Genomic DNA, 25875 nt, shown 5'->3' with positions numbered 1-25875 from the left:
CGCGCTTTTATCAGCGGCGTGAAAAGATTAACTGAGGAGCATGGCCGCCCCGGACACTCCCGCCGAAACCTTCAAACGCGCGCTCAGCCACGCCGCCCGCGCCCTGGCCGAGCAGCCTGAGCTGGAGGTGGTGTTCGGGTCGGACGGACCCAAGCTGGCTGGCGGGATTCTGACTCTGCCGCATCCCCCACGCGACCCCTCCGGTAACGAGAGCGCGTCCCTGCGAGGCCAGGCCGACCGCCTGGCCCTGCGTTTGGCCAATCATGACGCGGGGATCGACGCCCGTATGCGCCCCGCCGACACCCAGGCGGCCGAGGTTTTCGACGCGGTTGAACAGGCGCGGGTCGAGGCCGTGGGCTCCGAATTCCTGGCGGGGGTCAGGGACAATCTGGACGCCGCCCTGGTGACGCGGCTGGAGAAGACCGGGGCGCTTCGCATCCTCGAGCCCGAACGGGCGCCGGTTTCGGAGGCCGTGGCTCTCCTGGTGCGTGAACGGCTGACGGGCCGGCCTTCGCCCGACGGAACCAAATCCCTGCTGGATCTGGTTCGAGCCGGCATAGAGGCCAAGGCGGGCGATCAGCTGGACGCCCTGACCGCGACCGCCGGCGACCAGGCTCTGTTCGCCGAAAAGATGCGCGAAGTGCTGCGCGCCCTGAACCTGGATCCCGGCGACGGCCAGGGCGAGGACGCCTCGGACGACCCGGGCGATCAGGAGCCGGATCCCCAGGAGCCCGACGCCGACGATCAGCCGGACGAGGACGAGGAAGAGGAGGGCGGCGAGGGCTCCCAGTCCATGGAGGGCGACGCCGACGATCAATCGTCGGAGCAGGAGCGCGAGAGCCGCCCTGAGGGCGCGCCCGCCGATCCGGAGGGCGACGGCGCCGAGGACGGGCCGGAGTTGAACGAGGGCCAGCAGCCCAATCGCCAGCAGACCGCCGACGACGGCCGGGCGGTCGACTTCTACCGCGTCTTCACCACCGCCTATGACGAGGTGGTGGACGCCGCCGACCTGTGCGACCCGATGGAGCTGGAGCGGCTGCGCAATCTGCTGGATCAACAGCTCACCCTGCTGGCCAGCGTCGTCTCGCGCCTGGCCAATAAGCTGCAACGGCGGCTGCTGGCCCAGCAGAACCGCGCCTGGACCTTCGATCTGGAAGAGGGGATGCTGGACACGGCCCGGCTGACCCGGATCGTCACCGACCCGACCGCGCCCCTGTCCTTCAAGGCCGAGAGCGAGAGCCCGTTCCGCGATACGGTCGTGACCCTGCTGCTCGACAATTCGGGTTCGATGCGCGGGCGGCCGATCATGGTGGCGGCGGTCTGCGCCGATATTCTGGCCCGCACGCTGGAGCGTTGCGGCGTCAAGGTCGAGATCCTGGGCTTCACCACCCGCGCCTGGAAGGGCGGACAGAGCCGCGAGGCCTGGATCAGCGCGGGCAAGCCCGCCAATCCCGGCCGGCTGAACGACCTGCGCCACATCATCTACAAGGCCGCCGACGCGCCCTGGCGCCGGGCCAAGAAGAATCTGGGCCTGATGATGCGCGAGGGCCTGCTGAAGGAGAACATCGACGGCGAGGCCCTGCAATGGGCGCACAATCGCCTGCTGGCCCGCACCGAGCAGCGCCGCATCCTGATGGTCATTTCCGACGGCTCGCCTGTCGATGATTCGACCCAGTCGGCCAACGCCGCCCTTTACCTGGACAAGCACCTGCGCCAGGTCATCGCCGAGATCGAGGACCGATCGCCCGTCGAGCTTTTGGCCATCGGCATCGGCCATGACGTGACCCGCTGGTACCGCAAGGCCCTGACCATCGTCGACGTGGAACAGCTGGCCGGCGCCATGACCGAAAAACTGGCCGAGCTGTTCGAGGCGGACGTCGCCGCCCCGGCCGCGCGCCGGCCGCGTCAGAAGATCGCCGCATGAGACGTCGTCTACCGCGTCTCGTGGCGGCCTGGGCGGCCCTGGCCCTGACGGCCTGCGCCGCGACCCTGGGCCCGCCCCAACCGTCCCTTTATGACGAACACGGCTGGTCCTTCGCCGCCGCCGAGTTGAAGCCGGTCGGTCTAGGCCTGCCCGGCGCCGTGCTGGCGCCCGGCGTGCGTTTCGCGGGCGGCATCGAGATCGTGGCCGGCCCTGAATCGCCGCTGCACGGGCTTTCCGATCTCAAACTGAGCGGAGACGGCGGTTTTGTCGCCGTGTCCGACGCGGGGGATCTGGTTCGCGGCGTCTTGCGCCTGGACGCGCGCGGCCGTCTGATCGGCTTGGACAGACTGGCGTCGCGCGAACTGACGTTGGAGGACGGACGGCCCATAGCCTCCAAGATCGACGGCGATGCGGAAGGGCTGGCTTTGACGCGCTCCGGCGACCTGCTGGTCAGTTTCGAACGTCGCCATCGAATTTGGAACTATGGCCCCCTGTCTGGGATACGGGAGCCAACCCCGGCGCCGTCGCCGGAATTTCCCTTCCCGGACAATGAGGGGATGGAGGGCCTCGCCGCAGGTTTGACACGTCGCGGCGAGGACGGTTGGCGGGTGGTCGGAGAAGGCGGTGGCGTGTGGGACTGTACATCGGGCGGATGCCGAGGGGCGGGGCCGACCGTGTCACAGAACCTGCTGGACGGCGACTATCGCCCCACGGGCCTGGACCGCGACCCGACCGGCGAAGGCTGGTTTCTGGTGCAACGCCGCTATACGCCGCCGATCGACATGCGGGCGCGGGTGCGTCGCCTGTCGGCGGAGGGCACGGTGGGACCTGTCCTGATCGAATTGAAACTGCCCGGCACGACAGACAATTTCGAAGGCGTCGCCGCTGAGCGGCGCGGCCAGGCGACCCGGCTCTATCTACTGTCGGACGACAACGCCAATCCGGCCCAGCGCACCCTGCTCCTGGCCTTCGATATTCGCTAGATGCGGCGCTAGATCAGGCCGCCCCGGCCCATTGGGCCTTTTCCGGCTCGGTCTCGACCGCCAGCAGGGCCTTGACGAAGGCGTCGCGCCAGATGCCCACGTCGGTGTCGCGCACCACCTGCATCAGGGCCTCCCATCGCCGCACCCGCTCGGCCAGGGGCATGGTCAAGGCCTTCTGGATGGCGTCCGACAGCTCCTCGCGGCTGTAGGGATTGACCAGAAGCGCCTCACGCATCTGTTCCGCCGCCCCCGCGAACCGGGACAGGATCAGGACGCCGGGATCGTCGGGGTTCTGGGCGGCGACATATTCCTTGGCGACCAGGTTCATCCCGTCGCGCAGCGGCGTCACCAGCCCAACCCTGGCGGCGCGATAGATCCCCGCCAGTTGGTCGCGGCGGTAGGTGCGGTTCAGATAGCGGATCGGCTGCCAATCCATGTCGGCGAAGGCCCCGTTGACCCGCCCGGCCAGGGCGTCCAGCCGCGCCCGCATGTCCTGATAGGAATCCACATCGTCCCGCGAGATCGGCGTCACCTGGAGCAGGAAGACCTCGCCGCGCATCGACGGATTGTCCTGCAGGAACTGCTCATAGCCCAGCAGCCGCTCCTCCAGCCCCTTGGAATAGTCGAGCCGGTCCACGCCCACGATCATGGCGCGGAAGGCCGCCGAGGCCGCCATCCGATCATAGGTCCGGGCCCCGAGGGTCGAGTTCTTCGCCGCCAGGAAGCCGTCCACATCGATGCCGATGGGGAAGACGCCGGTCTGAACCCGGCGGCCGAAACATTCCAGCCCGCCATGACCGAACAGCTCGCCCTGGGCCTCGCTGACCACATAGTCGGTGAAGAGGTCGCACCATTCGCGCGTATGGAAGCCGATCAGATCGAAGTCGAACATGGACTCCACCAGCCGCCGGTGATGCGGCAGGGTCACCAGCAGCTGGCGCGTCGGCCAGGGGGTGTGCAGGAAGAAGCCGATCCGGTTGCGGACGCCCAGACGACGCAGATCCCGCGCCATGGGGATCATATGGTAGTCGTGGATCCAGATGACGTCGTCCGGTTTGATCACCGGCGCCAGAACCTCGGCGAAGCGGCGGTTCACCCGCTCATAACCCTCGCCGTAGGAGCGTTCGTACTGGGCCAGGTCGATCCGGTGGTGGAACAGCGGCCACAGGGTCTTGTTGGCGTAGCCGTTGTAATATTCCTCGACGTCCTGGGGCTCCAGATCGACCAGTCCGACGGTCACGCCGGCGCGGTCCTCGACCTTCATCTCGCCGGTGAAGCTGTCGATCGTCTCTCCAGACCAGCCGAACCAGAGGCCGTCGTATTTTCGCAGGGCCGCAGACAGGGCCATGGCCAGGCCGCCGGCGGAGCCCGCAGCGGGATCGGTCGGGGCCGAAACCCGGTTGGATACGACGATGAGACGGCTCATGACTTCACTTCGGCAGCGATCCCAGCCCCGGGACCAGAAAGATCAACGCACGTCGGTCCAGGATCGGCTCAACATCACGGCGCAATTGATGATCCCGACCAGGGAGTAGGTCTGGGGATAGTTGCCCCACAGCTCCCCGTCCTCGACGGAAATGTCTTCGCTCAAGAGGCCGGCCTGGGTGCGACGGGCCAGCATCTCTTCGAATATGGCGCGCGCCTCCTCCACCCGGCCGTTCTGATGCAGGGCTTCGATGAACCAGAAGGTGCAGAAGTTGAAGGCCGTTTCGGGCTCGCCGAAATCGTCCGGTTCGACATAGCGAAACAGGAAGGGTCCTTTTTTCAGATCCCGCTCGATCGCATCGAAGGTGGCCACCTGGCGCGGATCATGCGCGTCCAGAAAGCCCAGATCCGTCAGTTGCAGCAGGGAGGCGTCCAGTTCGCGCCCGCCGAAACTGGCGGCGAAACGCCCCTCGTCCGTCAGGAAGGTCTCCGCCTCGATCCGCTCTCGGATGGCCGCCGCCCGCTGACGCCAGACGTCGGCGCGAGCCTGCAGGCCCAGATGATCCGCCGCCTTGGCCAGACGGTCGCAGGCCGCCCAGCACATGACGGAGGAATAGGTGTGAACCCGCGCGATGGTGCGGAACTCCCAAAGCCCTGCGTCGGTCTGGTCGTGCATGGCGAAGGCCCGCTCGCCGACCTTCTCCAGAGCGTGGAAATCCTCGATCGTTCCGGGACGCAGCAGGCGTTGGTCATAGAAGGCCTGGACCAGGGGCAGGACGATCTGGCCATAGACGTCGTGCTGCAGGTGCTCATGGGCCTGATTGCCGATCCGCACCGGCTTCATGCCGCGATAGCCCTCGACCGTATCGACGATGCTCTCGCCGATGCCCGGCTCCAGCCCCACCCCATAGACCGGCTGGACATGGCCGCCGGCCGAGGCGTCAACCAGATTGCGCAGATAGCCCAAGTAGTTCTCGAGAATGTCGACCGCCCCCAGCCGGTTCAGCGCCCGCACCGTATAATAGGCGTCGCGGATCCAGCAGTAGCGATAGTCCCAGTTGCGCCCGCTCTCTTTGAATTCGGGAACGGAGGTGGTCATGGCCGCGACGATGGCGCCGGTCTCTTCATAGGCGCAGAGCTTCAGGGTGATGGCCGCACGGATGACGGCCTCCTGATAGTCCAGCGGCAGATAGAGTTTGCGGACCCAGTCCTGCCAATAGGCGACCGTGCGGTCCAGCGCGGCCTGAACCCCCGGTCCCACATCCTGATCATAGCCCTCGTCCGGGCCGAAGAAGAAGGCGTGCGGCCGTTCCAGCCGAAAGATCCGCTCCTCCAGGACGTGAGAGACGGGACAGTCGGTCGTCAGACGGAAGGTGACGTCCGGGCACAGGAAGCGGATATGGTTCGAGCCCGAGGTGTGGGGCGCCGGCCGCGCGCCCCAGTCGGACGAGGGGCGCAGCCGGACGCGGATACGCGGCGTGCCGTGCAGCGGTCGAATGATCCGCCCGAAGGCGAGGGGGCGGTAGGTTCGCGAATGTTTCGGATGGCGCGGGGCGAAGTCGATGATCTCCACCGCGGCCCCGTCTTCGGCCGTCAGAACGGTCTTGAGCACCGGCGTATTGCGGACATAGGCCTGGCTGACGTGTTTCAGCCCCTCCAGCTCGACGGACCAATAGCCATGCTCGGGCGCTTCTCCGTTCATCAGGGCCGAAAAGACGGGGTCGCCGTCGACGCGCGGGGCGCAGGCCCAGACGAACCGACCCTGACGGTCGATCAGGGCGCTGATCGCGCAGTTGCCGATGGGGAAGAGATCGAGATTGGGCGTCATCGATTCAGGCCCCCGCCACCGCTTCCAGCCAGGTCAGGACGTCGTCCACGTCGTCCAGGCGATAGCGGGCCGCGGTTTCGCGCTCAGGCCCGACCAATACCCCGTAGCCGCCTAGGGCGGCGGCGGCCTCGAAACCATGTTCATCGGTCAGATCGTCGCCGAGCATGACGGGGGTCGCCCCCTTGAACGGCTCCTCCTGCATGAAGGCGGCGACGGCTGTGCCCTTGTCGGCGCCCGGCGTCTTCAACTCCAGCACCATATGGCCAGGCTGCAGCGCCAGGCCTGTCTCGGCCTGCAGCTGCCGGGCCAGTCGCTGCGCCGCCGCGCCCTGGTCGGGCGCCAGTCGATAATGCAGGCCCGCAGAGACTCCCTTGTCCTCGACGATCACTCCCTGCCGGTCAGCGGCGAAGGCGTGAAAGGCGTCCAAAGCCCTGGCGACGGCGGAGTCGGCCGTCGTCCTCTGGACCGGGCCGCCTTTCAGGCGCCGCTCCAGTCCATGAACGCCCGAGGCGGATTCAAGGGCCCGGTCGGTGATCCGGTCGATCTCTCTGATGGTGCGGCCGCTGACCACGGCCACCCGGCCGTCGAGGCGATCCTGCACCGCCTTCAGCACGGCCGTGCGGCGGGCCACGGGACCGACCTCGTCCGGCGTCGGCGCCATGGGCGCAAGGACGCCGTCCAGGTCGAGGAACAGGGCGATTCCCTGGGCGGCGACCGGCGGTCGGGGCAACAACAGATCGGCGGCTCCGGCGTGAGACGGCATAGGTATCTGACTCTTTACGGCTTCCCCAGGCCCCCATAACGCGCCAAAGCGGCAAAGGTTGACCCGAAAGCGACAAAGTCGTCTGAAAGAGGCGGTGCGCGCCGCCGAGGGGACTGTCTGCGGCCGTGCGTTGAAACAAGGAGAGCCCGGCCGCGGGCCTGACCAAACATGACCGAGATCGCCCATTCCTCGCCCGAAGACATCGCCGCCATGACGGGGCGCGCCCGCGAGGTCATGCGGTTGAACATCGAGGCGCTGGAAGCGCTGGAGCGGATGATCGACGTCTCGATCGCGCGGGCGGTGGATGTGATCATGAGCCGCCCCGGCTATGTGGTCGTCACCGGCATCGGCAAGTCCGGCCACATCGGCGGCAAGATCGCCGCCACCCTGGCGTCCACCGGTACCAACGCCTTCTTCGTCCATCCGGCGGAGATGAGCCACGGCGACCTGGGCATGCTGCGACCGGATGTGACGGTCCTGGCCATCTCCAACTCGGGCGAGAGCCGCGAACTGCGCGATCCTCTGATCTTCTGCCAGCGCAACGGCATTCCGGTCATCGCCATCACCCAGCGTCCGACCAGTTTCCTGGGACGCAACGCCGCGGTCTGCCTGACCATGCCCAAGGTGGCTGAGGCCTGTCCGAACGGCCTGGCGCCGACCACCTCGACCCTGATGACCCTGGCCCTGGGCGACGCCCTGGCCATGGTGCTGATGGACCGGCGCGGGTTCAGCGCCCTGGACTTCGGCCTGCACCACCCCGGCGGCGCCTTGGGCATGAGCCTGCAAAGCGTGCGGGAATGGATGGGGGACAACGCCGCGGCCCCGGCCAGCGTGCCGCTGAACGCCAGCTTCAGCGAAGTGGTCTCGGCCATTACGGAAGGCCGAAAGGGGGCGGTCGCCGTATTGAAGGCGGACGGCGCCTTGGCGGGGATCGTCACCGACGGCGACCTGCGTCGCGCCTTCCAGCGCGACATCACCGGCCTAACCGCCGCCGACATCATGGGGGCCAATCCGATCACGGTCGATCCGAACGCGCGGATGAGCGACGTCGTCGATCTGCTGACCGCGAACAAGATTTCCAATCTGTTCGTGGTGGAGGAGGGGCGGCCGACCGCCATCGTCCATATCGCGGAACTGATGCAGGCCGGCTACGTCGCCTGAGCCGCTGATGATGCGTATCCTCTATGACGCCAGCCGGCTGATGAGCCGGGCCGAACGTTCCGCCCCCACCGGCGTCGATCGCGTCTGTCTGGCCTATGCCGAATGGCTGCTGTCACGGCCCGACGTCGTCACCCTTCCGGTTCGCGGGCGCAAGAACCGCCTGGTCGCCGTCCAGCCCGAGTGGTTCCGGGACTTCGTGGTCGATCTGCGCGCGCGTTGGAGCGGGGCGGGCGTCGCCCCCGCCGACGTGGCGCATGAAGCCTTGTTGCTCGAGGCTCTGGCCGCCCCCGCCCGACCCGCAGAGTCTGTCATCAGTCCCCCGCCCCCGCCGGAGCGTGAGAAGCCGGCGGACAAGGGACGGGTGTTGAAACAGTTCTTCAAATCCCGTCACGTCGCGCCCCTGCCGGCCGCCGACCTCTATCTGAACGTGGGCCATACGACCCTGCATCAGGCCGACGCTCTGAGGGATCTGGAAGCGGCGGGTGTGGAACGGGTCGTTCTGATCCATGATCTGATCCCCATCACCCATCCGGAGTTCTGTCGGCCGGGCGACGGCGCCAAACACCACGCCCGAGTGACCCACGCCCTGCGTCACGCCAGTCGGGTGATCGTCAACTCGGCCTATACCCGCGACGAGTTGCGGGCCTTTGCGGCGCGAGAAGGTTTGCCGCAGCCGCCGGTCCATGTGGCGCACCTGGGCCTGGAACCGGCCTTCGTCGCCGGCGATGCGGTGGCGACCAGCCGTCCTTATTTCGTCCATGTGGGCACCATAGAGGCGCGAAAGAACCTGGCCCTGTTGCTGACCTTGTGGCGGCGGCTGGAGGAACGGCTGGGCGAACGCACCCCCTCCCTGGTCCTGGTCGGGCGCTACGGCTGGGAGAATGAGGCGGTGCTGGATCATCTGCAGCGCTCGCCCAATCTGCGGGGGATCGTTCACCAGGCGGCCAACCTGTCCGACGAGGTGCTGGCGCGCCTGATGCGGGGCGCGCGGGCGGTGCTGGCGCCCTCGTCGGTCGAGGGGTTCGACCTGCCTGCGGTCGAGGCGGTGGCCATGGGCCGCCCCCTGATCGCCTCCGACATTCCGCCGCACAGGGAACTGACGCCCCAAGCCGAGTTGATCGATCCCCTGGACGGGCTGGGCTGGCTGGCGGCGATTGAGCGGGCGACCATGACGTCTCCGCCCGCCGCCTCGGAGGCTCGCGCTGCGCCGTCGTGGGAAGCCCATTTCGACATCGTCGCTCGGGCGGTCGGCCTGGCGGCGGCCTCGCCTCTGGCGGGCGGTGCGAAAGGCGGGTAATCAACGCGCGAACAAGGGCCGATCCGTTTCCATGACTCGCACCATCCTGCCGCTTGCCATCGTCGCCATCCTGAGCGGGTGCTCCACCCTGCCGCGCGACGGACCCTCGGGCGCCTCCATCGACGCCGGGGCTTCGACGCCCCAGGCCCTGGGCAGCTACGCCCTCGTGCCCCTGACCTATGAGGTGACGGAGCGGATGAAGGCGGTGCCGCCTCAGTTCTTCGGCACCCTGGCGGCCGCTTCCAGCGAACAGCCGGTCGATGTGATCGGCGAGGGCGATACGCTGGCGATCTCGATCTATGATCCCTCCGGCGCCCTGTTCGGCGGCAGCCTGGGCGGGACGTCGGCTTCGGCGCGCACGGTTCCCAGCCTGTCCGGCGGGTCCCAGGCCTTGCCGGGGGTGACGGTCGATCGCAGCGGTTCTGTTTCCGTGCCCTTCGCGGGTCCGGTTCGCGTCGTCGGCCTGACCTCGACCCAGGCGGCGGCCGCGATCCGCCGGGCCCTGGCCGGCAAGGTCGCCAACCCCCAGGTCCTGGTCGGCATCGCCGGCAACGCCTCAAACACCGTCAACGTCCTGGGCGACGTGCGCCAGCCGGGCCGCGCGCCTCTGGGCGTCAACAGCGACCGAATTCTGGACGTCATCGCCGCCGCCGGCGGATCGGCCCGCCCGACCGACGATCTGACGATCAGCATCCAGCGCGGCGGTCAGACCTACACCGCCCCTCTTTCAGCCGTGACCACCGAGTTCGGCGAGAACGTGCGCCTGCAAAGGGGCGATGTGATCAACGTCCAGTACAAGCCGCGTCGGTTCTCCACCTTCGGCGCTCTGAACGCCGTCGCCCAGGTCGATATGCCGGCGGGGCCGATGACGCTTACGGGCGCCATGTCCAAGGTCGGGGGGTTGAACACAACCACCGCCAACGCCCGGCGTGTTCTGGTCTTCCGCTTCGAGCGACCTGAGGTGGCCCAGGCTCTGGGAATCAACCAGCCGGCTACGCCCAAGGGGGTGCCGGTGGTCTATCAGTTGGACTTCAACAACGCCGCCAACGTCTTCGCCGCCACCAATATGGAGATCATGCCCGAGGACGTGATCTATGTGCCCCTGGCCGGCGCCGCAGAGGCTCGGAAATTCTTCGAGTTCGTTCAGAGCGTGACCCGCGTCGTCTATGACGTGTCGGTGACCAGTGCGATCAACGTCGACTGACGCCTGTGCAGGCTTGGCGCGCCCTTCTGTCCCAGTTGACGGGGCGCGCCGCCGCCGTCGGGAGTGATGCGGTCGATCCGATCGCCGCCGACCCCTTCGCCCGCCCCGCCGAAATCCCCTCGGGCGATCCTTCGCCTCTGGACGACGCCTTGGATGAGATCGAGGCGGGCGCTCTGGATGTCTACGCCGGCGCGGGTCTTCCCACCCGTCCCGGACACTATCGTCGGGCGCCGAACCAGACCGTCTGGGACTTCGTCGCTGCGGATCTGACGCCTCAGGCGCGCTTCGCCCTGGCCTTGGAGCATCCGCCGGAGACGGGCTGGCGCTTCGCCCGGCTTCAGGACCTGGGCGCGCGATCCGGTCGTCCCGACCTGCGCGCGGCCTCACGGCTGCTGAACGAGATCGCCGACCTGCGCCTGGCGCGGAGGGGCGTTCTGACCGAAGATCATCTGCTGGTCGCCATGGAACTCGGCGGGGCCTGGCGGGCGTTGAGGGACGCCAAGGCCGCGCCTGCGTCGGCGGCCCCACCCGCACCCAAGCCCCGCAAGACGCCCCGCAAGCCTTCGGCCAAACCCTCGACCGAACCGGCAGCCATGCCCCCTAGGAAGCGCCGGTCCAAGGCCGCCTCCGCTGCAACGGCGGATAAGCCCGCCAAGCCGGGCTGAGGCGGGCGGCCCGTTTCTGCAGGCGGCGTAACTCGCAACAATATTGCCGGCTCTGTTTTGTATCGCGCAAACTTGATCTAAGAGCGAGCTGTCCTCGAACGCCAGAGCCTCCCATGTCCGACGCGCCCCAGTTCCCCCCCGAAACCCAGCCGGTCGGCCGGATCATCGCCATGCCGGCCGACACCAACCCCGAAGGCGACATCTTCGGCGGCTGGTTGCTGGCCCAGATGGACGTGGCCGGCGCGACTCCTGCCTTTGAACTGGCCCAGGGACGCTGCGCCACCGTGGCCCTGGACGGCATGGTGTTTCACCAGCCCGTCTCCGTCGGCGACGAGGTCAGCATCTACGCCAAGGTCGTCGGCACGGGCCGCACCTCGATCCGCATCCATGTCGAGGCCTGGAAGCGGTCGCGCGGTCAGCCGCTGGCCACGTCCGTGCGCGTGACCCAAGGCGTCTTCACCTATGTGGCCATCGACCAGTACCGCAAGCCGCGCCCCCTGCCGGGCAAGGAATAGGCGGAAATCTTGACCTCGCGCCGGGGCGCGCCTACGTCCCGACCATGGCCATCCGACGTATCCTCACCATCGACAACGCCGCCGACCTGGCGATCCTGAAACAGGTCTCCAAGCCCGTCGCGGGCGTCGACGACGCCGTGCGCGCCCTGATGGACGACATGCTGGAGACCATGTACGCGGCGCCGGGCATCGGCCTGGCCGCCGTTCAGGTCGGCGCCCTGGACCGGGTCATCGTCATGGACCTGGGCGATCGCGACGGAACCGTCTGCGAAACGGAAGAGGAAGACACGCCGGAGGCCGCCGAGGCGCGCCGCAACCCGCGCTTCTTCGCCAATCCGGAAATCCTGTGGGCCTCGGACGAGCTCTACACCTACGAAGAGGGCTGCCTGTCCATTCCCGAGTATTTCGACAAGGTGGAACGGCCGGCCCGCGTTCGCATTCGCTATCTGAACCGTGAGGGTCAGTCGGTGGAGGAAGAGGCTTCGGGCCTCTACGCCGTCTGCATCCAGCACGAGATGGACCATCTTAACGGCGTGCTCTTCATCGACCACCTGTCGCGGCTGAAGCGGGAACGCGCCGTGACCAAGGTCAAGAAGGCCGCCCGAGACAGGATCGCCGCCTGATGACGAAGCGCAGCCCCCGCCCCATCCGCCGCGGCCAGTCCCTGGTGATCGACACCCAAGGGCGCCGTCGCTTGACCCGCAGCCAGAAGATCGGCGTCGCCGGGGTTGCGACCCTGGCGGGCGTGGCCCTGCTGGGCGTGGTGGCGGGCCTGCTGCTGGACCGGCTGCTCGATTTCGACGACGCTCTGGACGCGGGCGGCGAATGGGACGAGGGCGGCGGCGTCTTCACCCGCTGGCAGTAAACCTCTAAAGGCGTGCCCATGCGCCTTGCCTTCATGGGAACTCCCGATTTCGCCGTGCCGTCCCTGGCCGAGCTTCTCGCCTCGGGCCACGAGATCGTCGCCGTCTATTCGCAGCCGCCGCGCCCCAGGGGCCGGGGCCAGAAGCTGACGCCGTCGCCGGTTCACGCCTTCGCCGAAACCATGGGCCTGCCGGTCTTCACGCCTGAAAGCATGAAGTCGCCCGAGGCCGTCGCCGACTTCCAGAGCCTGGACCTCGACGCCGCCTGCGTCGTCGCCTACGGCCAGATCCTCAACGCTGAGGTGCTGGCCGCGCCCCGGCTGGGATGCCTGAACCTGCACGGCTCGCTGCTGCCCCGCTGGCGCGGCGCGGCGCCGATCCAGAGGGCCATCATGGCCGGCGACGCCGAGACCGGGGTCCAGATCATGCAGATGAGCCTGGGCCTGGACGAAGGGCCGATCCTGCTCAGCGAAATCATGGACATCCGGCCCGACGACACGGCCGCCAGCCTGTCCGAGCGCATGGCCCATGTCGGCGCCGCCCTGTGGCCCCGCGCCCTGGCCGCCATCGAGCGCGGCGGCGTCACCCCGACCGAACAGGTCGGCGAGCCGACCTATGCGAAGAAGATCACCCCCGCCGAGGCCCGGATCGACTGGACCCGTCCGGCGGCCGAGGTCGACGCCCATATCCGCGGCCTGTCGCCCTTCCCCGGCGCCTGGTTCGAGGCCCCCTCAGACGCTGGTCCGGTTCGGATCAAGGCCCTGCTGTCGGCCGTCGCCGACGGTTCTGGCGCGCCCGGCGCGGCGCTGGACGAGGCCCTGACCGTGGCCTGCGGAACCGGCGCGGTGCGGCTGATCCGGGTTCAGCGCGCGGGCAAGGCGGCGCAATCGGCCGATGAGATGCTGCGCGGCTTTGCCCTGCCGGTCGGGACCGTGCTCGGCTGATGCCGCGCTACAAGCTGATCCTCGAATACGACGGCACGGCCTACAACGGCTTTCAGGCTCAGGAAGACCAGCCGACGGTGCAGGGCGCGGTCGAGGCCGCCATACTGGCCTTTTCAGGCGAGCGGGTGCGGATCGCCGCCGCCGGCCGCACCGACACCGGCGTCCATGCGACGGCCCAGGTCATCCACGCCGATCTGGAGCGCGACTGGCCGGTCGATACGGTGCTGAACGCCGTCAACGCCCATCTTATCAAACAGGACGTCTGCGTCCTGTCGGCCGAATACGCGCCCGATCCCGACTGGCACGCCCGCTTCTCCGCCACCGGCCGGGGCTATCTGTACCGGATCCTGAACCGCCGGCCTCAACCCGTTTTGGAGCGCGACCGCGTCTGGCACGTCAAGAAGAGCCTGGACGCCGAGGCCATGCACCATGCGGCCCAGGTCCTGGTCGGCCTGCACGACTTCACCACCTTCCGCGACGTGGGCTGCCAGTCCAAGTCGCCGGTCAAGACCCTGGACGTGGCCCGCGTCAGCCGGTTCGGCGAGGAGGTGCATCTGGTCTTCCAGGCCCGCAGCTTCCTGCACCGCCAGGTCCGGTCGATGGCCGGGACCCTGGTCGAGGTGGGCCTGGGCCGCTGGACCGCCCATGACGTCAAGGCGGCGCTGGAGGCGAAGGACCGCGCCCGGTGCGGCCCCGTCGCCCCCTCGGCGGGGCTCTATCTCAGCGGCGTGCGCTACGACTGAACCCCGCCTGGGGCCGGATCAGCCGCGCTGCTGAACCAGGACCTCGGCGATCTGGACCGCGTTCAGGGCCGCGCCCTTCCTCAGATTGTCGTTCGAGACGAACAGGGCCAGGCCGTGCTCGACCGTCGGATCGGGACGCACCCGGCCGACGAAGACCGGGTCCTGGCCGGCGGCGTCCAGCGGGTTCGGCACGGCGGTGACGACCACGCCCGGCGCCTGGCCCAGCAGCTCCAGCGCCTGGGTCACGGACAGGGCCCGTTCGAACTCGGCGTTGATCGACAGGGAGTGGCCGGTGAAGACCGGCACCCGCACACAGGTGCCCGAGACCGGCAGGCCGGGGATCTCGAGGATCTTGCGGCTCTCGTCCCGGAGCTTCAGCTCCTCGTCGGTATAGCCGTCCTCGCCCAGCTTGTAGTTCAGGGCCACGACGTTGGCGGCGATCGGCACGATCCACTTTTCAGGCGCGCCGAAGTCCACGGCCCCGCCGTCGCGGGCCAGGGCCGCGCCCTGCCCCACGATGGCGCGCGCCTGGTCCTCCAGCACGCGAATGCCCTCGATCCCGCCGCCCGAGACGGCCTGATAGGTCGAGACGGTCAGGCGCTTCAGCCCCGCCGCGTCATGCAGGGGCTTCAGCACCGGCATGGCGGCCATGGTGGTGCAGTTGGGGTTGGCGATGATCCCCTTGGGCAGGTCAGCCAGGGCGTGGGGGTTCACCTCGGCGACCACCAGCGGCACCTGGGGGTCGCTGCGCCAGGCGGACGAGTTGTCGATCACCACCGCCCCAGCGGCCGCCACCTTGGGCGCCAGAGCCTTGGAGGTATCCCCGCCGGCCGAGAAGAAGACGATGTCCAGCCCGGCGTAGTCCGCCGTCGCCGCATCCTCGACCACAATGTCGGTCTCGCCGAAGCGGATGGTCTTGCCCGCCGACCGGGCCGAGGCGAACAGGCGTAGCGAGGCCAGGGGGAAGTTCCGCTCGGCCAGCAGGCCGCGCATCATCTCGCCGACGAGGCCGGTGGCGCCGACGATGCCCACATGGGGCGGATTGGACGGGGAAAAGGACATTCAGGCGTCTCCTGGAGGGATGGAGGCGCGGGGTTCAGCCGGATCGACCGCCCCGCGCATCGGCGGGGCTTGGGATCGGGGTTCGGCGCTTCAGACCTCGCGCACACCCGAAACCGCCCCGCCGAAGCCGGTGGTTTTCGAGGTAATCGCTTTGGTCATGGAGACGGTCACGGCCAAGCTCTCTAGGGCCGAAACTGCGATGTGTAAACCTCAGACGGGCGGGGCGGTCGTCTGCAACAGGGCCTGGCGGCGGCGGACCCGTTCACGCCAAGCCGTATAGAGGCCGCTGGCGGCGATCAGGGCGGCGCCGGCCAAGGTGTCGGCGGTCGGGGTGGTCTTCATCAGCCAGGCGCCAAAGGCGACCGCGCCGAGGATCTGCAGATAGTCGAACGGGGCCACGACGGCGACGGGCGCCTTTTGCAGGGAGGCGGTCATCAACAGCTGGGCGACGCCGCCCGCCACGCCCGACCCGGCCAGGAGGGCGAAGGTCGTCAGGGCGTGCATCCGGCCGACGAAGGGCAGAAGCAGGGCGCCGACGATGGACGAGCAGACGAAGAACCAGAAGACGATCGCCGCCACATGTTCGGTGTCGCGCAGCTGCCGCAGGGTGATCGTGACCGCCGCCGTCAGGAGGGCGGCGGCCAGGCCGAAGCCGACGCCGGCCAAGGGCAAGGGGGTTGAGCCCGCCCCGGAAGCCAGAGACAGGGGGCGGGTTACGATCAGCACGCCGATGAAGCCGACCGCCACCGCCGCCCAGCGCCGGGGGCCGACCGCCTCCTTCAGAACTAGGAAGGACAGGATGGTGGCGAAGATCGGGGCGGTGAAGCTGATGGTCGTGGCCTCTGCCAGCGGCAGAAGCGTCAGGGTCTGGAAGACGCACAGAATGGAGGCGACGCCCAGGGCGCTGCGGCCCAGATGCGCCAGGGGGCGGCGCGTGGCCAGGCCCGTCAGTCCGCCCGGCTGGGTCAGCACCCAGATCAACACCACCGGCAGGCCGAAGAAGGCGCGGTAGAACAGCATCTCCGGCGCGGTGACCCCGTCCAGGGAGGCCAGTTTCAGAACCGCCGCCATGATGGAAAAGGCGCCCGCTGCGGCGATCCGAAGGGCGATGCCCCTCGCAATGTCTTCGCTTCCGGTCGTCTTGCTCATGCCGCTCCTGTCGCACGAACCCATAGGCCTTCGCGTCGCCGCCGCCCACCCCGGCGGAGCGATTTCCATCCGGCCGCGTTAAGCCTGCGGATCGGCAAGCTTCGCTGCAACATCGACAGGGTTGGAGGCGCTCTATGGAAAATCTGCTGGATCAGATCGGTCAGTTCCTCAACGGCCTGTTCAACCTGGCCAGCGCCGGTTTCGACGGCGTCAATCAGGTCATGGGTCTGATCATCGCCGTGATCGCCGCTTTGATGATGGTCGATTGGCGATCCTTGGGATCGACGGCCTTGGGGGCGACCCTGGTTCATCTGATCGTCGTGGCCGTCCTTCCCGTCCTGAACGGCGGCGACTTCGCCCTGCCGGCCATCCTGACGGCGGGCTTTTGGTTGACGGGTCTGGCCCTGTTCCTGGGCTACGCCATCGTCATCGCCGTCTTCTTCTTCATCAAGACCTTGCTGACGGGCACGGCCTTCGGGCGGCGCAGGGTGCTGCACTGAGTTCAGCGGGCTCGGGGGGCCAGGCGCGGCTTCAAGCCTGACGGAAGCCCAGCACGTCCTGCATGTCGTAAAGGCCGGGTCGGCGGGTGCGAACCCAGGCGGCGGCGGCGACCGCGCCCTTGGCGAACAGCGACCGGTCGATCGCGGAATGGCTGAGGGTCAGGACCTCGTCCTCAGAGGCGAACAGCACCGTATGTTCGCCGATGATTCCGCCGCCCCGGATCGAGGAGAAACCGATCTTGCCGGTCTCGCGCTCCCCCTGGACGCCGTCATAGGGTTTGGAGCGGATCTCGGCCAGATCCGTGAAGCGGCCCTCGGCGGCGGCCTCGCCCAGCATCAGGGCGGTGCCGGACGGAGAATCCACCTTGCGGCGGTGGTGGGCCTCGGTGATCTCGATGTCCCAGTCCTGGGCGTCCAGACGCTGGGCCGCGTGCTGGACCAGGCCGATCAGGATGTTCACGCCCAGGGAGAAGTTGCCGCTCTTGACGATGGCGATCTTCTCGGCGGCCCTCATCAGCTCGGCCTCCTGGGCCGGGGTGAAGCCGGTGGAGCCGATGACCAGGGCCGGGCCGCCGCGCTCGGCCGCAGACTGGGCCAGGGCGACCGAGGCGTCGGGCGTCGAAAAGTCGATGATGACGTCGCACAGGGAGATGTCGGCCGTCTCGCCCCAGTCGAACCGGGCGGCGACGACCACGTCCTCGCGCGCATCCAGAACCTGTGACACCGCGCGGCCCATCCGGCCGCGATAGCCGGAAATGCCGGCGTGGAAGATTGCGCTCAAGCCGCGTTCTCTTTCGACCCGTCCGCATCCTGGCTGCCCAGGATGTCGGCCCAGAAGCGCTTCGCCTTGCCGGCGAAGCTGGAATTCCGGGGGTTCTGCGCCTCGCCGAAGGACAGGGCAAGCTCTTGCAGCAATTCCTTCTGACGGGGGGTCAGGTCGGTGGGGGTCTCGACGAACAGTTCGACGACCAGATCGCCGCGTGTGCGGCCGTTCAGATGGGGCATGCCCTTGCCCTTAATCCGAACGGTCTTGCCGGTCTGGGCGCCGGCGGGCACCTGGACGGCGGCCTTGCACTTGCCGTCACAGGCGTCAGAGACCAGGCAGGGGGCGTCGATCTCGCCGCCCAGGGCCGCCACCGTCATCGGCACAGGCACGGTGACCAGCAGGTCCAGGTTGTCGCGCTCGAACAGGTCGTGCGGCGTCACAGAAAGGAAGACGTACAGATCGCCGCGCGGGCCGCCGCGCTGGCCGGCGTCGCCCTCGCCGGTCAGGCGGATGCGCGAACCGTCGTCGACGCCGGCGGGAATTTTCAGGTTCAGGGTGCGGGTCTTTCGCACCTGGCCGTGGCCGTGGCAGGCGGGGCAGGGGTCGGCGATCATCTGGCCCGCGCCGTGGCAGCGGGGGCAGGTCCGCTCGACCTGGAAGAAGCCGTTGGCCTGGCGCACGCGGCCCGCGCCGTTGCAGGTGGTGCAGGCGACCGGCTTGGTGCCCGGCTTGGCCCCCGAGCCCTCGCAGGTCTCGCAGGTCAGGGTGGCGGGGACGTCGATCTGGACCTCGGCCCCGCGATAGGCCTGCTCCAGCGAGATCTCCAGGTCGTAGCGCAGGTCGGAGCCCCGGCGCGGTCCGCCCTGCTGGCCCCGGCCTTGGCGGCCGCCGAAGGCGTCCCCGAAGGCGTCGCCGAAGACCTGGGAGAAGATGTCGTTCAGATCGGAGAAGCCCTGGCCCTGGCCGAAGGGATTGCCGCCCCCGCCGCCGTTGACCCCGGCATGGCCGAACCGGTCGTAGGCCGCCCGCTTCTGGTCGTCGGACAGGACCGTATAGGCCTCGGAAATCTCCTTGAACTTGGCCATCGACTCTTCCGAGCCGCCGTTGCGGTCCGGGTGATGGATCATCGCCAGTTTGCGATAGGCCGATTTCAGGCCGGCGGCGTCGATCGTCCGCTCGACGCCCAGAATTTCGTAATAGTCACGCGCCATCGGGCGTCAGTCCTCATTACTTCCCCTGCCGCCCGGCCCGAACCTCTGCGGGCTCTGGAAGAGGCGGTGTCCCGGCTGACATGGGGGCCGGAACGCTTGATGCAAGTTTCATGAAAAGACCCCGCCTATCGCAAGACAAGCGGGGCCGTATCATTTCAGCGACCTGTTGCGGATCAGGCGCTCTTCTTCTCGTCGGTGTCCGAGACGTCCTCGAACTCCGCATCCACCACGCCGTCGTCAGCCGGCTGGCCTTCGGCGGGCGCGCCTTGTTGGGCGGCGTACATGGCTTCGCCCAGCTTCATCGAGGCCTGCACCAGGGTGTTGGTCTTGGCGCGGATGTCCTCGGCGTCCGTACCCTCGCGGGCGGTCTTCAGATCGGCCAGAGCGGTCTCGATCGCGGTCTTGACGTCGGCCTCGACCTTGTCGCCGTGGTCGGCCAGGGCCTTTTCGGTCGAGTGGATCAGGCTGTCGGCGGCGTTCTGGGCCTCGACCAGGTCCTTGCGGGCCTTGTCGGCGGCGGCGTTGGCCTCGGCTTCCTTGACCATCTTCTCGATGTCGGCGTCCGACAGGCCGCCGTTGGCCTGGATGCGGATCGACTGTTCCTTGTTGGTCGCCTTGTCCTTGGCCGAGACGTTGACGATGCCGTTGGCGTCGATGTCGAAGGCGACCTCGATCTGCGGCATGCCGCGCGGCGCCGGGGGGATGCCCATCAGGTCGAACTGACCCAAGAGCTTGTTGTCCGCCGCCATCGGCCGCTCGCCCTGGAAGACCCGGATCGTCACGGCCGACTGGTTGTCGTCGGCGGTCGAGAAGGTCTGGCTCTTCTTGGTCGGGATGGTGGTGTTGCGCTCGATCAGGGGCGTGAAGACGCCGCCCAGGGTCTCGATGCCCAGGGTCAGGGGCGTCACGTCCAGCAGCAGCACGTCCTTGACGTCGCCTTGCAGAACCCCGGCCTGAACCGCGGCGCCCAGGGCCACGACTTCATCGGGGTTCACCCCCTTGTGCGGCTCCTTGCCGAAGAAGGCCTTCACCGCCTCCTGGACCTTGGGCATGCGGGTCATGCCGCCGACCAGGACGACCTCGTCGATGTCCGACGCCTTCAGGCCGGCGTCGGCCAGGGCCTTCTTGCACGGCTCGATGGTGCGGGCGACCAGGTCGTCGACCAGGGCCTCCAGCTTGGCGCGCGACAGCTTGATGTTCAGGTGCAGCGGGCCCGAGGCGTTCATGGTGATGAACGGCAGATTGACCTCGTACTGAGTGGTCGAGGACAGTTCCTTCTTGGCCTTCTCGGCCTCTTCCTTCAGGCGCTGCAGGGCCAGCTTGTCCTGGCGCAGGTCGACGCCCTGCTCCTTCTTGAACTCGTCGGCCAGATAGTCGACCAGGCGCAGGTCGAAGTCCTCGCCGCCCAGGAAGGTGTCGCCGTTGGTCGACTTCACCTCGAAGACGCCGTCGCCGATCTCCAGGATGGAGACGTCGAAGGTGCCGCCGCCCAGGTCATAGACCGCGATCTTCTGGCCGTCGTTCTTCTCAAGGCCATAGGCCAGAGCCGCGGCCGTCGGCTCGTTGATGATGCGCAGGACTTCCAGACCGGCGATCTTGCCGGCGTCCTTGGTGGCCTGGCGCTGGCTGTCGTTGAAATAGGCCGGGACGGTGATGACGGCCTGGGTCACCTTTTCGCCCAGATAGGCCTCGGCGGCCTCCTTCATCTTGGTCAGGGTGAAGGCCGAGATCTGCTGGGGCGAATAGTCCTTGCCGTGGGCGCGGACCCAGGCGTCGCCGTTCGGACCCTTGACGATCTCATAGGGCACCATGCCCTTGTCCTTCGCCACGACGGGATCGTCGAAGTTGCGGCCGATCAGGCGCTTGATGGCGAAGAAGGTGTTGGCCGGGTTGGTGACGGCCTGACGCTTGGCCGGCTGACCCACCAGGGTCTCGCCGCCGTCCTGAAGGGCGACCACCGAGGGGGTGGTGCGGGCGCCTTCGGCGTTCTCGATGACCTTGGGGTTCTTGCCGTCCATGACGGCCACGCAGGAGTTGGTGGTGCCGAGGTCGATGCCGATAATCTTGGCCATGGGCGTACTGTTCTCTCCGTATCGGCGGGCGATGCGGCGGCCTTCGATGAAGCGCCGCGCGTGACCGCCCCCTGTGGGTTGGCGTGATGGTGCCGGATAGCCCCAAATTTCTCGGGGTTTCTCCGAAGCTGGCCCCGATATGGGAAAGTCCCATACGGCTGCAAGGGCGTTCTGCGATTCAGCGATGCGCCGGCCCCGGTTTTCCCGCAGGATGAGGCCATGTCCCCGGTTTCAGCATGATTTCAGAGGTCAAAACCGCCGTCGAAGGCTTTCGTCTATGGCCCGGCGCCCTGGACGGTCCGGCCCAGGCCGATCTGGTCGATGCGGTGCTGGCGCGTCTGGAGGCTGCGCCCCTTTATCGGCCGACGACCCCGGGCGGGCGGCCGTTTTCGGTGCAGATGAGCAATTTCGGGCCGCTGGGCTGGGTCTCGGACCGCAGCGGCTATCGCTATCAGGCGACGCACCCGCAGACCGGGCGGGCCTGGCCGGATATTCCGCCGGTGCTGCTCGACCTGTGGCGGGCGACCGTCGGCGGGCCTCAGCAGCCGGACGCCTGTCTGGTCAATCTGTACCGCGAGGGGGCGAAGATGGGCCTGCACCAGGACAGGGACGAGGCGGACCTGACGGCTCCGGTTCTGTCGGTGTCGCTGGGCGAGGCGGCCCTGTTCCGTATCGGGGCGGCCGAGGGCGGTCGCACCGCCACGCTGCGGTTGGACAGCGGCGACGTCTGCGCCCTGACCGGTCCTGCAAGGCTGGCCCGGCACGGGGTCGATCGCGTCCTGGGGGGCTCGTCGCGCCTGATCCCGGGTGGGGGACGGCTGAACCTGACCCTGCGCGTGGCGGGGATCAGTCCTCAATGACCTCGTGGGCGCCGGCGCCGCCCAGGCGCCAGTAGCCGGCGGCCTTCATCGACTTGGCCGAGAAGCCGAGCGCCAGCATGCGTGTGCGCAGGGCCTTGGCTACGGCGGATTCGGCGGCGATCCAGACATAGGCGTCCTTGCGATCCACGTCGGTCACGGCCCGATCCGCCGCCGTCAGCAAGGCGTCGGAGCGGCCTCGGGGCGCGCCGTCGCGGATCGCCCAGGTGACGGCGACATCTGCGGCGCTTTCGAAGGTCCAGGTCGACTCCACATCCGCAACCTCGACCACCACATGGGCGCGTGCGTCGGCGGGCAGTTCCTCCAGACGGCGGGCGATGGCCGGAAGGGCGGTCTCGTCGCCGATCAGCACATGATCGGCATAGGCGGTGGGGACGATGAAGGAGCCGCGCGGCCCCCCCACCCCCAGGACCGAGCCGGTCTTCGCCGCCATGGCCCATTCGGTCGCCGGACCGCCGTGGCCGGTGACGAAGTCCAGGGTCAGGCGACGGGCGGCGGCGTCATAGGCGCGGGGGGTGTAGTCGCGCATCACCGGGCGCGGCTCGGCGAAGACTGGACCGTCCGGCCCGAGCGTCGGCAGGACCGGCGCCTGACCCTCGGCGACCGGGAAGATCTTCACATGGTCGTCGAAGCCCAGGGAGACGAAGCCGTCCAGATCCGCGCCTTCCAGCACGATACGGCGATAGGTCGGCGTCAGATCCTCGATCAAGGCGACGGTCAGGGTGCGGAACTTCAACTCGTGCCGCAGGCGACGCGGGATGCGCAAGAGCCCGGTCATGCCCGTTCCACCTTGTCGGCGGCCTCGTTCAGTATGGCGGCGATGGTCTGAATCTGGGCCTCGGTCAGGGCGGTCTCGCCCGTCAGACGGCCGTGAATCGTGTGGCGCAGGCGGCCGATGGCGTCCTGGATGGCGGTCGGCCTGAGGGCGCGGGCGGCGAACTTGTCCATCGTGGCCTCGGCGGCGCGCAGGATCGCCTCGTTCTCGGCCAGCAGGGCGCGCCCGGCCTCGGTGATCGAATAGAGTTTCTTGCCGCCCTGGGCCTCGGAGTCCAGCGCGCCCATTTCCTCCAGTAGGGTCAGGCTGGGATAGATGACGCCGGGGCTGGGCGAATAGGCGCCGCCCAGTTTCGTCTCGACCGCCTTGATCAACTCATAGCCGTGGCTGGGCTTTTCCGCGATCAGCGACAGCAGAACCCAGCGCAGGGTTCCATGATCGAACAGGCGGCCGCCGCCGTGGCGTCCGGGCCCATGGCCGCGCCCTCGCCCTTCGCCGCCCCAGCCCGGACCGAAGCCCGCGCCGCGTCCGCCGCGCATGCTTCGCCCCAACCCCATTCCGAAGCCGTGGCCGAAGCCGTGACGGCCGTGTTTTTCGCCGCATCCGTTGCGGCCGTAGAACATCCCCGTGGTCCTCATCATCGCTTCCTTTTCGATATATCTATTCATGAGTTTTTAGATATATCGAAATATCGAAATCCGCAAGGGGGGCTGGTTTTCGGCGCGCCGCTGCGGCGTATGTCCAGGATGGACGATCTGAAACGCCGCTGGGCCCGCCTCGAACCCCACCTGACCGTCGTCGGGCCCGACGACGACCGGCCCCGCCCAGCGGTCCTGCTGTTCCACGGCTGCGGCGGTCTGCGCAGCCATCTGCCCCGCTATGCGGAGGCGGCGAAGGCGGCCGGCTGGCGGGCCTTCATCGTCGATTCCTATGGGCCGCGCGGATGGGGCCGGGCCTTCACCCTGACGGCGGTCTGCACCGGCCTGGCCTTCCGGGGATACGAGCGGGCCGGCGACGTCCTGGCGGCGATCCAGGGGATTTCGGCCCGACCGGACGTGGACGCGACCCGGCTGGCCCTAGCCGGCTGGAGCCACGGCGGCTGGTCGATCATGGAGATGATGAGCGCCGGCCCTGCGCCCAACACCCTGGGCGTGGCCGATCCCGGCGCGGCCGACCTGTCGGGTGTTCGCGCCGTCTGGCTGGCCTATCCCTATATCGGGCCCTTCGCCTTCAACCGGATGAAGCCCTGGCGGCATTGCCCCCGGGTGCTGGCCGTCACCTGCAAACGCGACCATCTGACCACGGTGCGCAACGCCGAACTGGTCAACGCCATGATCCGCAACTGCGGCGCCGAGGTCGAGAGCTGGGTCGCCGCCGGCACCCACGCCTTCGACGAACCGACCAACAACGGCCCGATGCGCCACGACCCGGACCTGACCGAGGAATCCCTGCGCCGCTTCCGCGCCTTTCTGACCGACGTCGCGCCGCACGTCTGAAAAATACCCCCAGCTCCCGTCTTGACGTCGGGCCCATCACGTAACAATTGAAGTTACATGAAAAGGGACTCCCGCCTCTCCAACATTCTCCACGCCCTGCTGCACATGGCCGAGTACGAGGCGAGGACCGGCGCGTCCATGACGTCGGATCAGCTGGCTGTCTGCCTGTCGACCCATCCAGTCGTGGTGCGCCGGACCATGGCGGGTCTGCGCGAACAGGGGCTGGTGGTCTCGGAAAAGGGGCGTGGTGGCGGCTGGCGGCTGGCCCGGCCCCTGGATCAGGTCACCCTTGGCCAGGTCAATACGGCCCTGGGCGAGCCCGGTCTGTTTCCCGAAACCCCGCCGGTCGAGGCCGACGGCTGTCTGGTCGAGGCGGCGGTCAACGACGCCCTGGCCGAGACCTACGCCGAGGCCCGCGCCCTGCTGGTCGCACGGCTGAACGAGATCACCCTGGCCGATCTGGCGGCGGACTTCGCGCGCCGAATGGCCGACCACCCAAAAAGGATCTGCTGAATGCCCATCTCAACCTCCATCGTCCCGAGTGAGCCCATGCCGCACGAAGCCCTGATCCTGGGCGGCTCCTACGCCGGCCTGTCCGCCGCCCAGCAACTGGTCCGCGCCCGTCGTCGGGTGCTGGTCATTGACGACGGAAAGCCGCGCAACAGGTTCGCCGCGCGCGCCCATGGGTTTTTGAGCCAGGACGGCAGGCCGGGGGCCGAGATCGCCGCCGCCGCTCGGGCCCAGGTCGCCGCCTATCCTACCGCAGCCTTTCGCATGGCCGAGGCGGTCGAGGTCGAGCGGATCGACGGCGGCTTTTCGGTCGTCTTCGCCGACGGGACGCGGACCACCGGCCGCCGTCTGCTGCTGTCGCACGGGGTCGAGGACGTGCTGCCGGACATTCCGGGCGTCAAGGAACGCTGGGGCCGGACGGCGCTCCACTGTCCCTGGTGCCACGGCTATGAGATCGGCGGCGGCTCGATCGGGGTGCTGGGGCGCGGCGACCATGCGGTCCAGTACGCCGCCACCGTGGCGGAGTGGGGCCAGGTCACCCTGTTCATGGGGCTGGAGGTCGGACTGTCGCCCGAGGACGCCCATCTGCTGTACCGGCGCGGCGTGACCATCGAGACCACGCCCATAGAGCGGCTGGAGGGGGACGCCCCCACCCTGACGGGCGCGCGCCTGGCCGACGGGCGGTTTGTGGCGTTAAAGGCCCTCTTCGTCGGCGCCCAGATCCAGGTCGGCAATCCTTTCGCCGAGCGCCTGGGGTGCGAAATGACCGACACGCCCATGGGCCGGGTGATCAAGGTGGACGGGATGCAGCAGACGACCCAGCCGGGCGTCTTCGCCGCCGGCGACCTGGCGCGGGCCGCGTCCAACATCACCCTGGCGACCTCGGACGGCATGATCGCCGGCCACGCCCTGTTCCGCTCGCTGGTGGAGGAGGAGACGCAGCGCGCGGCCTGATTGGCGCGGCGACAACATGTCGCCTTCCGCGCGAGTCTGATCAGGCTAGGTTGTGCGCATGCAAGTTTCCGCCAAGACATCCATCGCGCTCAAAGGGCTGCTCGTTCTGGGCGGCCTTGTTGCGCTCGTCGGGGCGGTCGGCATTCTCGGCGCGCCGGTCTTCATGGCAATGGCGCTGAACGGCTAG

At 68.3% G+C, this 25875-nt stretch carries 27 protein-coding genes; 17 read left to right on the top strand and 10 right to left on the bottom strand.

Features of this window, described 5'->3' with window-relative positions; genetic code table 11:
* Positions 1–40 precede the first annotated feature (40 nt).
* Together cobT and ACZ5M6_RS02525 are read left to right on the top strand one after the other, a co-directional pair.
* On the top strand, positions 41–1924 hold the full coding sequence (gene cobT / locus ACZ5M6_RS02530) for a cobaltochelatase subunit CobT (protein WP_191558672.1): 1884 nt from the start codon (positions 41–43) through the stop codon (positions 1922–1924).
* A complete protein-coding gene (locus ACZ5M6_RS02525) occupies positions 1921–2907 on the top strand; it encodes an esterase-like activity of phytase family protein (RefSeq protein WP_464159549.1) in 987 nt (328 codons plus the stop codon). The genes cobT and ACZ5M6_RS02525 overlap by 4 nt, the downstream gene beginning before the upstream one ends.
* 13 nt (positions 2908–2920) lie before the next feature.
* Here the strand turns inward: ACZ5M6_RS02525 and ACZ5M6_RS02520 are convergent, their stop codons facing one another.
* The 3 genes from ACZ5M6_RS02520 to otsB are packed head-to-tail and all read right to left on the bottom strand — an operon-like array spanning position 2921 to position 6923.
* Positions 2921–4333 carry an alpha,alpha-trehalose-phosphate synthase (UDP-forming) gene (locus ACZ5M6_RS02520; protein ID WP_348683308.1) on the bottom strand — a complete coding sequence of 471 codons (1413 nt, stop codon included), beginning with the start codon at positions 4331–4333 and terminating at the stop codon, positions 2921–2923.
* Positions 4334–4375: 42 nt separating this feature from the next.
* Positions 4376–6160 carry a glycoside hydrolase family 15 protein gene (locus ACZ5M6_RS02515; protein ID WP_201463427.1) on the bottom strand — a complete coding sequence of 595 codons (1785 nt, stop codon included), beginning with the start codon at positions 6158–6160 and terminating at the stop codon, positions 4376–4378.
* 4 nt (positions 6161–6164) lie between these two features.
* On the bottom strand, positions 6165–6923 hold the full coding sequence (gene otsB, locus ACZ5M6_RS02510) for a trehalose-phosphatase (protein WP_464159546.1): 759 nt from the start codon (positions 6921–6923) through the stop codon (positions 6165–6167).
* A 168-nt stretch (positions 6924–7091) separates the two neighbouring features.
* On the opposite strand from otsB, the gene ACZ5M6_RS02505 reads away from it, so the two are divergent.
* From ACZ5M6_RS02505 to truA, 9 genes are all read left to right on the top strand, one after another.
* Positions 7092–8084 (top strand): KpsF/GutQ family sugar-phosphate isomerase, encoded by a 993-nt coding sequence (locus ACZ5M6_RS02505; protein ID WP_201463426.1) that lies wholly within the window; start codon positions 7092–7094, stop codon positions 8082–8084.
* Between the two features lie 7 nt (positions 8085–8091).
* The gene (locus ACZ5M6_RS02500; protein ID WP_464159544.1) at positions 8092–9381 is read left to right on the top strand and encodes a glycosyltransferase family 4 protein; all 1290 of its coding nucleotides are present in this window, start codon (positions 8092–8094) and stop codon (positions 9379–9381) included.
* Positions 9382–9412: 31 nt separating this feature from the next.
* Entirely contained in the window at positions 9413–10585 is a 1173-nt protein-coding gene (locus ACZ5M6_RS02495) for a polysaccharide biosynthesis/export family protein (protein ID WP_464159543.1), read from the top strand.
* A 5-nt stretch (positions 10586–10590) separates the two neighbouring features.
* The gene (locus tag ACZ5M6_RS02490; RefSeq protein ID WP_191554733.1) at positions 10591–11250 is read left to right on the top strand and encodes a hypothetical protein; all 660 of its coding nucleotides are present in this window, start codon (positions 10591–10593) and stop codon (positions 11248–11250) included.
* A 113-nt stretch (positions 11251–11363) separates the two neighbouring features.
* Positions 11364–11765: an acyl-CoA thioesterase gene (locus ACZ5M6_RS02485; RefSeq protein ID WP_054764324.1), complete on the top strand. Its 402-nt coding sequence runs from the start codon at positions 11364–11366 to the stop codon at positions 11763–11765.
* A 44-nt stretch (positions 11766–11809) separates the two neighbouring features.
* Positions 11810–12388 (top strand): peptide deformylase, encoded by a 579-nt coding sequence (gene def, locus ACZ5M6_RS02480; RefSeq protein ID WP_183216511.1) that lies wholly within the window; start codon positions 11810–11812, stop codon positions 12386–12388.
* Positions 12388–12630, top strand: a complete 243-nt coding sequence (locus ACZ5M6_RS02475; protein WP_183216513.1) for a hypothetical protein — start codon at positions 12388–12390, stop codon at positions 12628–12630. The genes def and ACZ5M6_RS02475 overlap by 1 nt, the downstream gene beginning before the upstream one ends.
* A gap of 18 nt (positions 12631–12648) precedes the next feature.
* Complete coding sequence (gene fmt, locus ACZ5M6_RS02470) at positions 12649–13572, top strand: methionyl-tRNA formyltransferase (protein WP_464159541.1); 924 nt, start codon at positions 12649–12651, stop codon at positions 13570–13572.
* Positions 13572–14315 carry a tRNA pseudouridine(38-40) synthase TruA gene (gene truA / locus ACZ5M6_RS02465; RefSeq protein ID WP_348685422.1) on the top strand — a complete coding sequence of 248 codons (744 nt, stop codon included), beginning with the start codon at positions 13572–13574 and terminating at the stop codon, positions 14313–14315. Before fmt ends, truA begins: the two co-directional genes overlap by 1 nt.
* Positions 14316–14333: 18 nt before the next feature.
* On the opposite strand, the gene ACZ5M6_RS02460 is transcribed toward truA, so the two are convergent.
* Together ACZ5M6_RS02460 and ACZ5M6_RS02455 are read right to left on the bottom strand one after the other, a co-directional pair.
* On the bottom strand, positions 14334–15377 hold the full coding sequence (locus tag ACZ5M6_RS02460) for an aspartate-semialdehyde dehydrogenase (RefSeq protein WP_464159540.1): 1044 nt from the start codon (positions 15375–15377) through the stop codon (positions 14334–14336).
* A gap of 210 nt (positions 15378–15587) precedes the next feature.
* Positions 15588–16526, bottom strand: a complete 939-nt coding sequence (locus ACZ5M6_RS02455) for a DMT family transporter (protein ID WP_191554729.1) — start codon at positions 16524–16526, stop codon at positions 15588–15590.
* Between the two features lie 134 nt (positions 16527–16660).
* Between ACZ5M6_RS02455 and ACZ5M6_RS02450 the strand changes: the two genes are divergently transcribed.
* A complete protein-coding gene (locus ACZ5M6_RS02450; protein ID WP_152949187.1) occupies positions 16661–17026 on the top strand; it encodes a hypothetical protein in 366 nt (121 codons plus the stop codon).
* A 31-nt stretch (positions 17027–17057) separates the two neighbouring features.
* Here the strand turns inward: ACZ5M6_RS02450 and dapB are convergent, their stop codons facing one another.
* From dapB to dnaK, 3 genes are all read right to left on the bottom strand, one after another.
* On the bottom strand, positions 17058–17807 hold the full coding sequence (gene dapB / locus ACZ5M6_RS02445; RefSeq protein WP_152949186.1) for a 4-hydroxy-tetrahydrodipicolinate reductase: 750 nt from the start codon (positions 17805–17807) through the stop codon (positions 17058–17060).
* Positions 17804–19003 carry a molecular chaperone DnaJ gene (gene dnaJ / locus ACZ5M6_RS02440; RefSeq protein ID WP_464159538.1) on the bottom strand — a complete coding sequence of 400 codons (1200 nt, stop codon included), beginning with the start codon at positions 19001–19003 and terminating at the stop codon, positions 17804–17806. Before dnaJ ends, dapB begins: the two co-directional genes overlap by 4 nt.
* Before the next feature lie 173 nt (positions 19004–19176).
* A complete protein-coding gene (gene dnaK / locus ACZ5M6_RS02435; RefSeq protein ID WP_152949185.1) occupies positions 19177–21075 on the bottom strand; it encodes a molecular chaperone DnaK in 1899 nt (632 codons plus the stop codon).
* A 236-nt stretch (positions 21076–21311) separates the two neighbouring features.
* Between dnaK and ACZ5M6_RS02430 the strand changes: the two genes are divergently transcribed.
* Complete coding sequence (locus tag ACZ5M6_RS02430) at positions 21312–21935, top strand: alpha-ketoglutarate-dependent dioxygenase AlkB (RefSeq protein WP_464159537.1); 624 nt, start codon at positions 21312–21314, stop codon at positions 21933–21935.
* On the opposite strand, the gene ACZ5M6_RS02425 is transcribed toward ACZ5M6_RS02430, so the two are convergent.
* On the bottom strand, positions 21922–22731 hold the full coding sequence (locus ACZ5M6_RS02425) for a siderophore-interacting protein (RefSeq protein ID WP_464159536.1): 810 nt from the start codon (positions 22729–22731) through the stop codon (positions 21922–21924). The genes ACZ5M6_RS02430 and ACZ5M6_RS02425 overlap by 14 nt on opposite strands.
* Entirely contained in the window at positions 22728–23351 is a 624-nt protein-coding gene (locus tag ACZ5M6_RS02420) for a PadR family transcriptional regulator (protein ID WP_464159535.1), read from the bottom strand. Before ACZ5M6_RS02420 ends, ACZ5M6_RS02425 begins: the two co-directional genes overlap by 4 nt.
* 123 nt (positions 23352–23474) lie before the next feature.
* Between ACZ5M6_RS02420 and ACZ5M6_RS02415 the strand changes: the two genes are divergently transcribed.
* The 4 genes from ACZ5M6_RS02415 to ACZ5M6_RS02400 are packed head-to-tail and all read left to right on the top strand — an operon-like array spanning position 23475 to position 25875.
* On the top strand, positions 23475–24224 hold the full coding sequence (locus ACZ5M6_RS02415) for a dienelactone hydrolase family protein (RefSeq protein ID WP_333895561.1): 750 nt from the start codon (positions 23475–23477) through the stop codon (positions 24222–24224).
* A gap of 57 nt (positions 24225–24281) precedes the next feature.
* Complete coding sequence (locus ACZ5M6_RS02410; RefSeq protein ID WP_183216538.1) at positions 24282–24737, top strand: Rrf2 family transcriptional regulator; 456 nt, start codon at positions 24282–24284, stop codon at positions 24735–24737.
* Positions 24738–25688: an NAD(P)/FAD-dependent oxidoreductase gene (locus tag ACZ5M6_RS02405; protein WP_228184930.1), complete on the top strand. Its 951-nt coding sequence runs from the start codon at positions 24738–24740 to the stop codon at positions 25686–25688.
* Positions 25689–25746: 58 nt separating this feature from the next.
* Positions 25747–25875, top strand: coding sequence for a hypothetical protein (locus tag ACZ5M6_RS02400; protein WP_260171187.1), 129 nt, complete (start codon positions 25747–25749; stop codon positions 25873–25875).

It is taken from the genome of Brevundimonas sp. Br13 (assembly GCF_055391505.1).
This window is presented reverse-complemented; position numbering and strand designations above follow the sequence as displayed.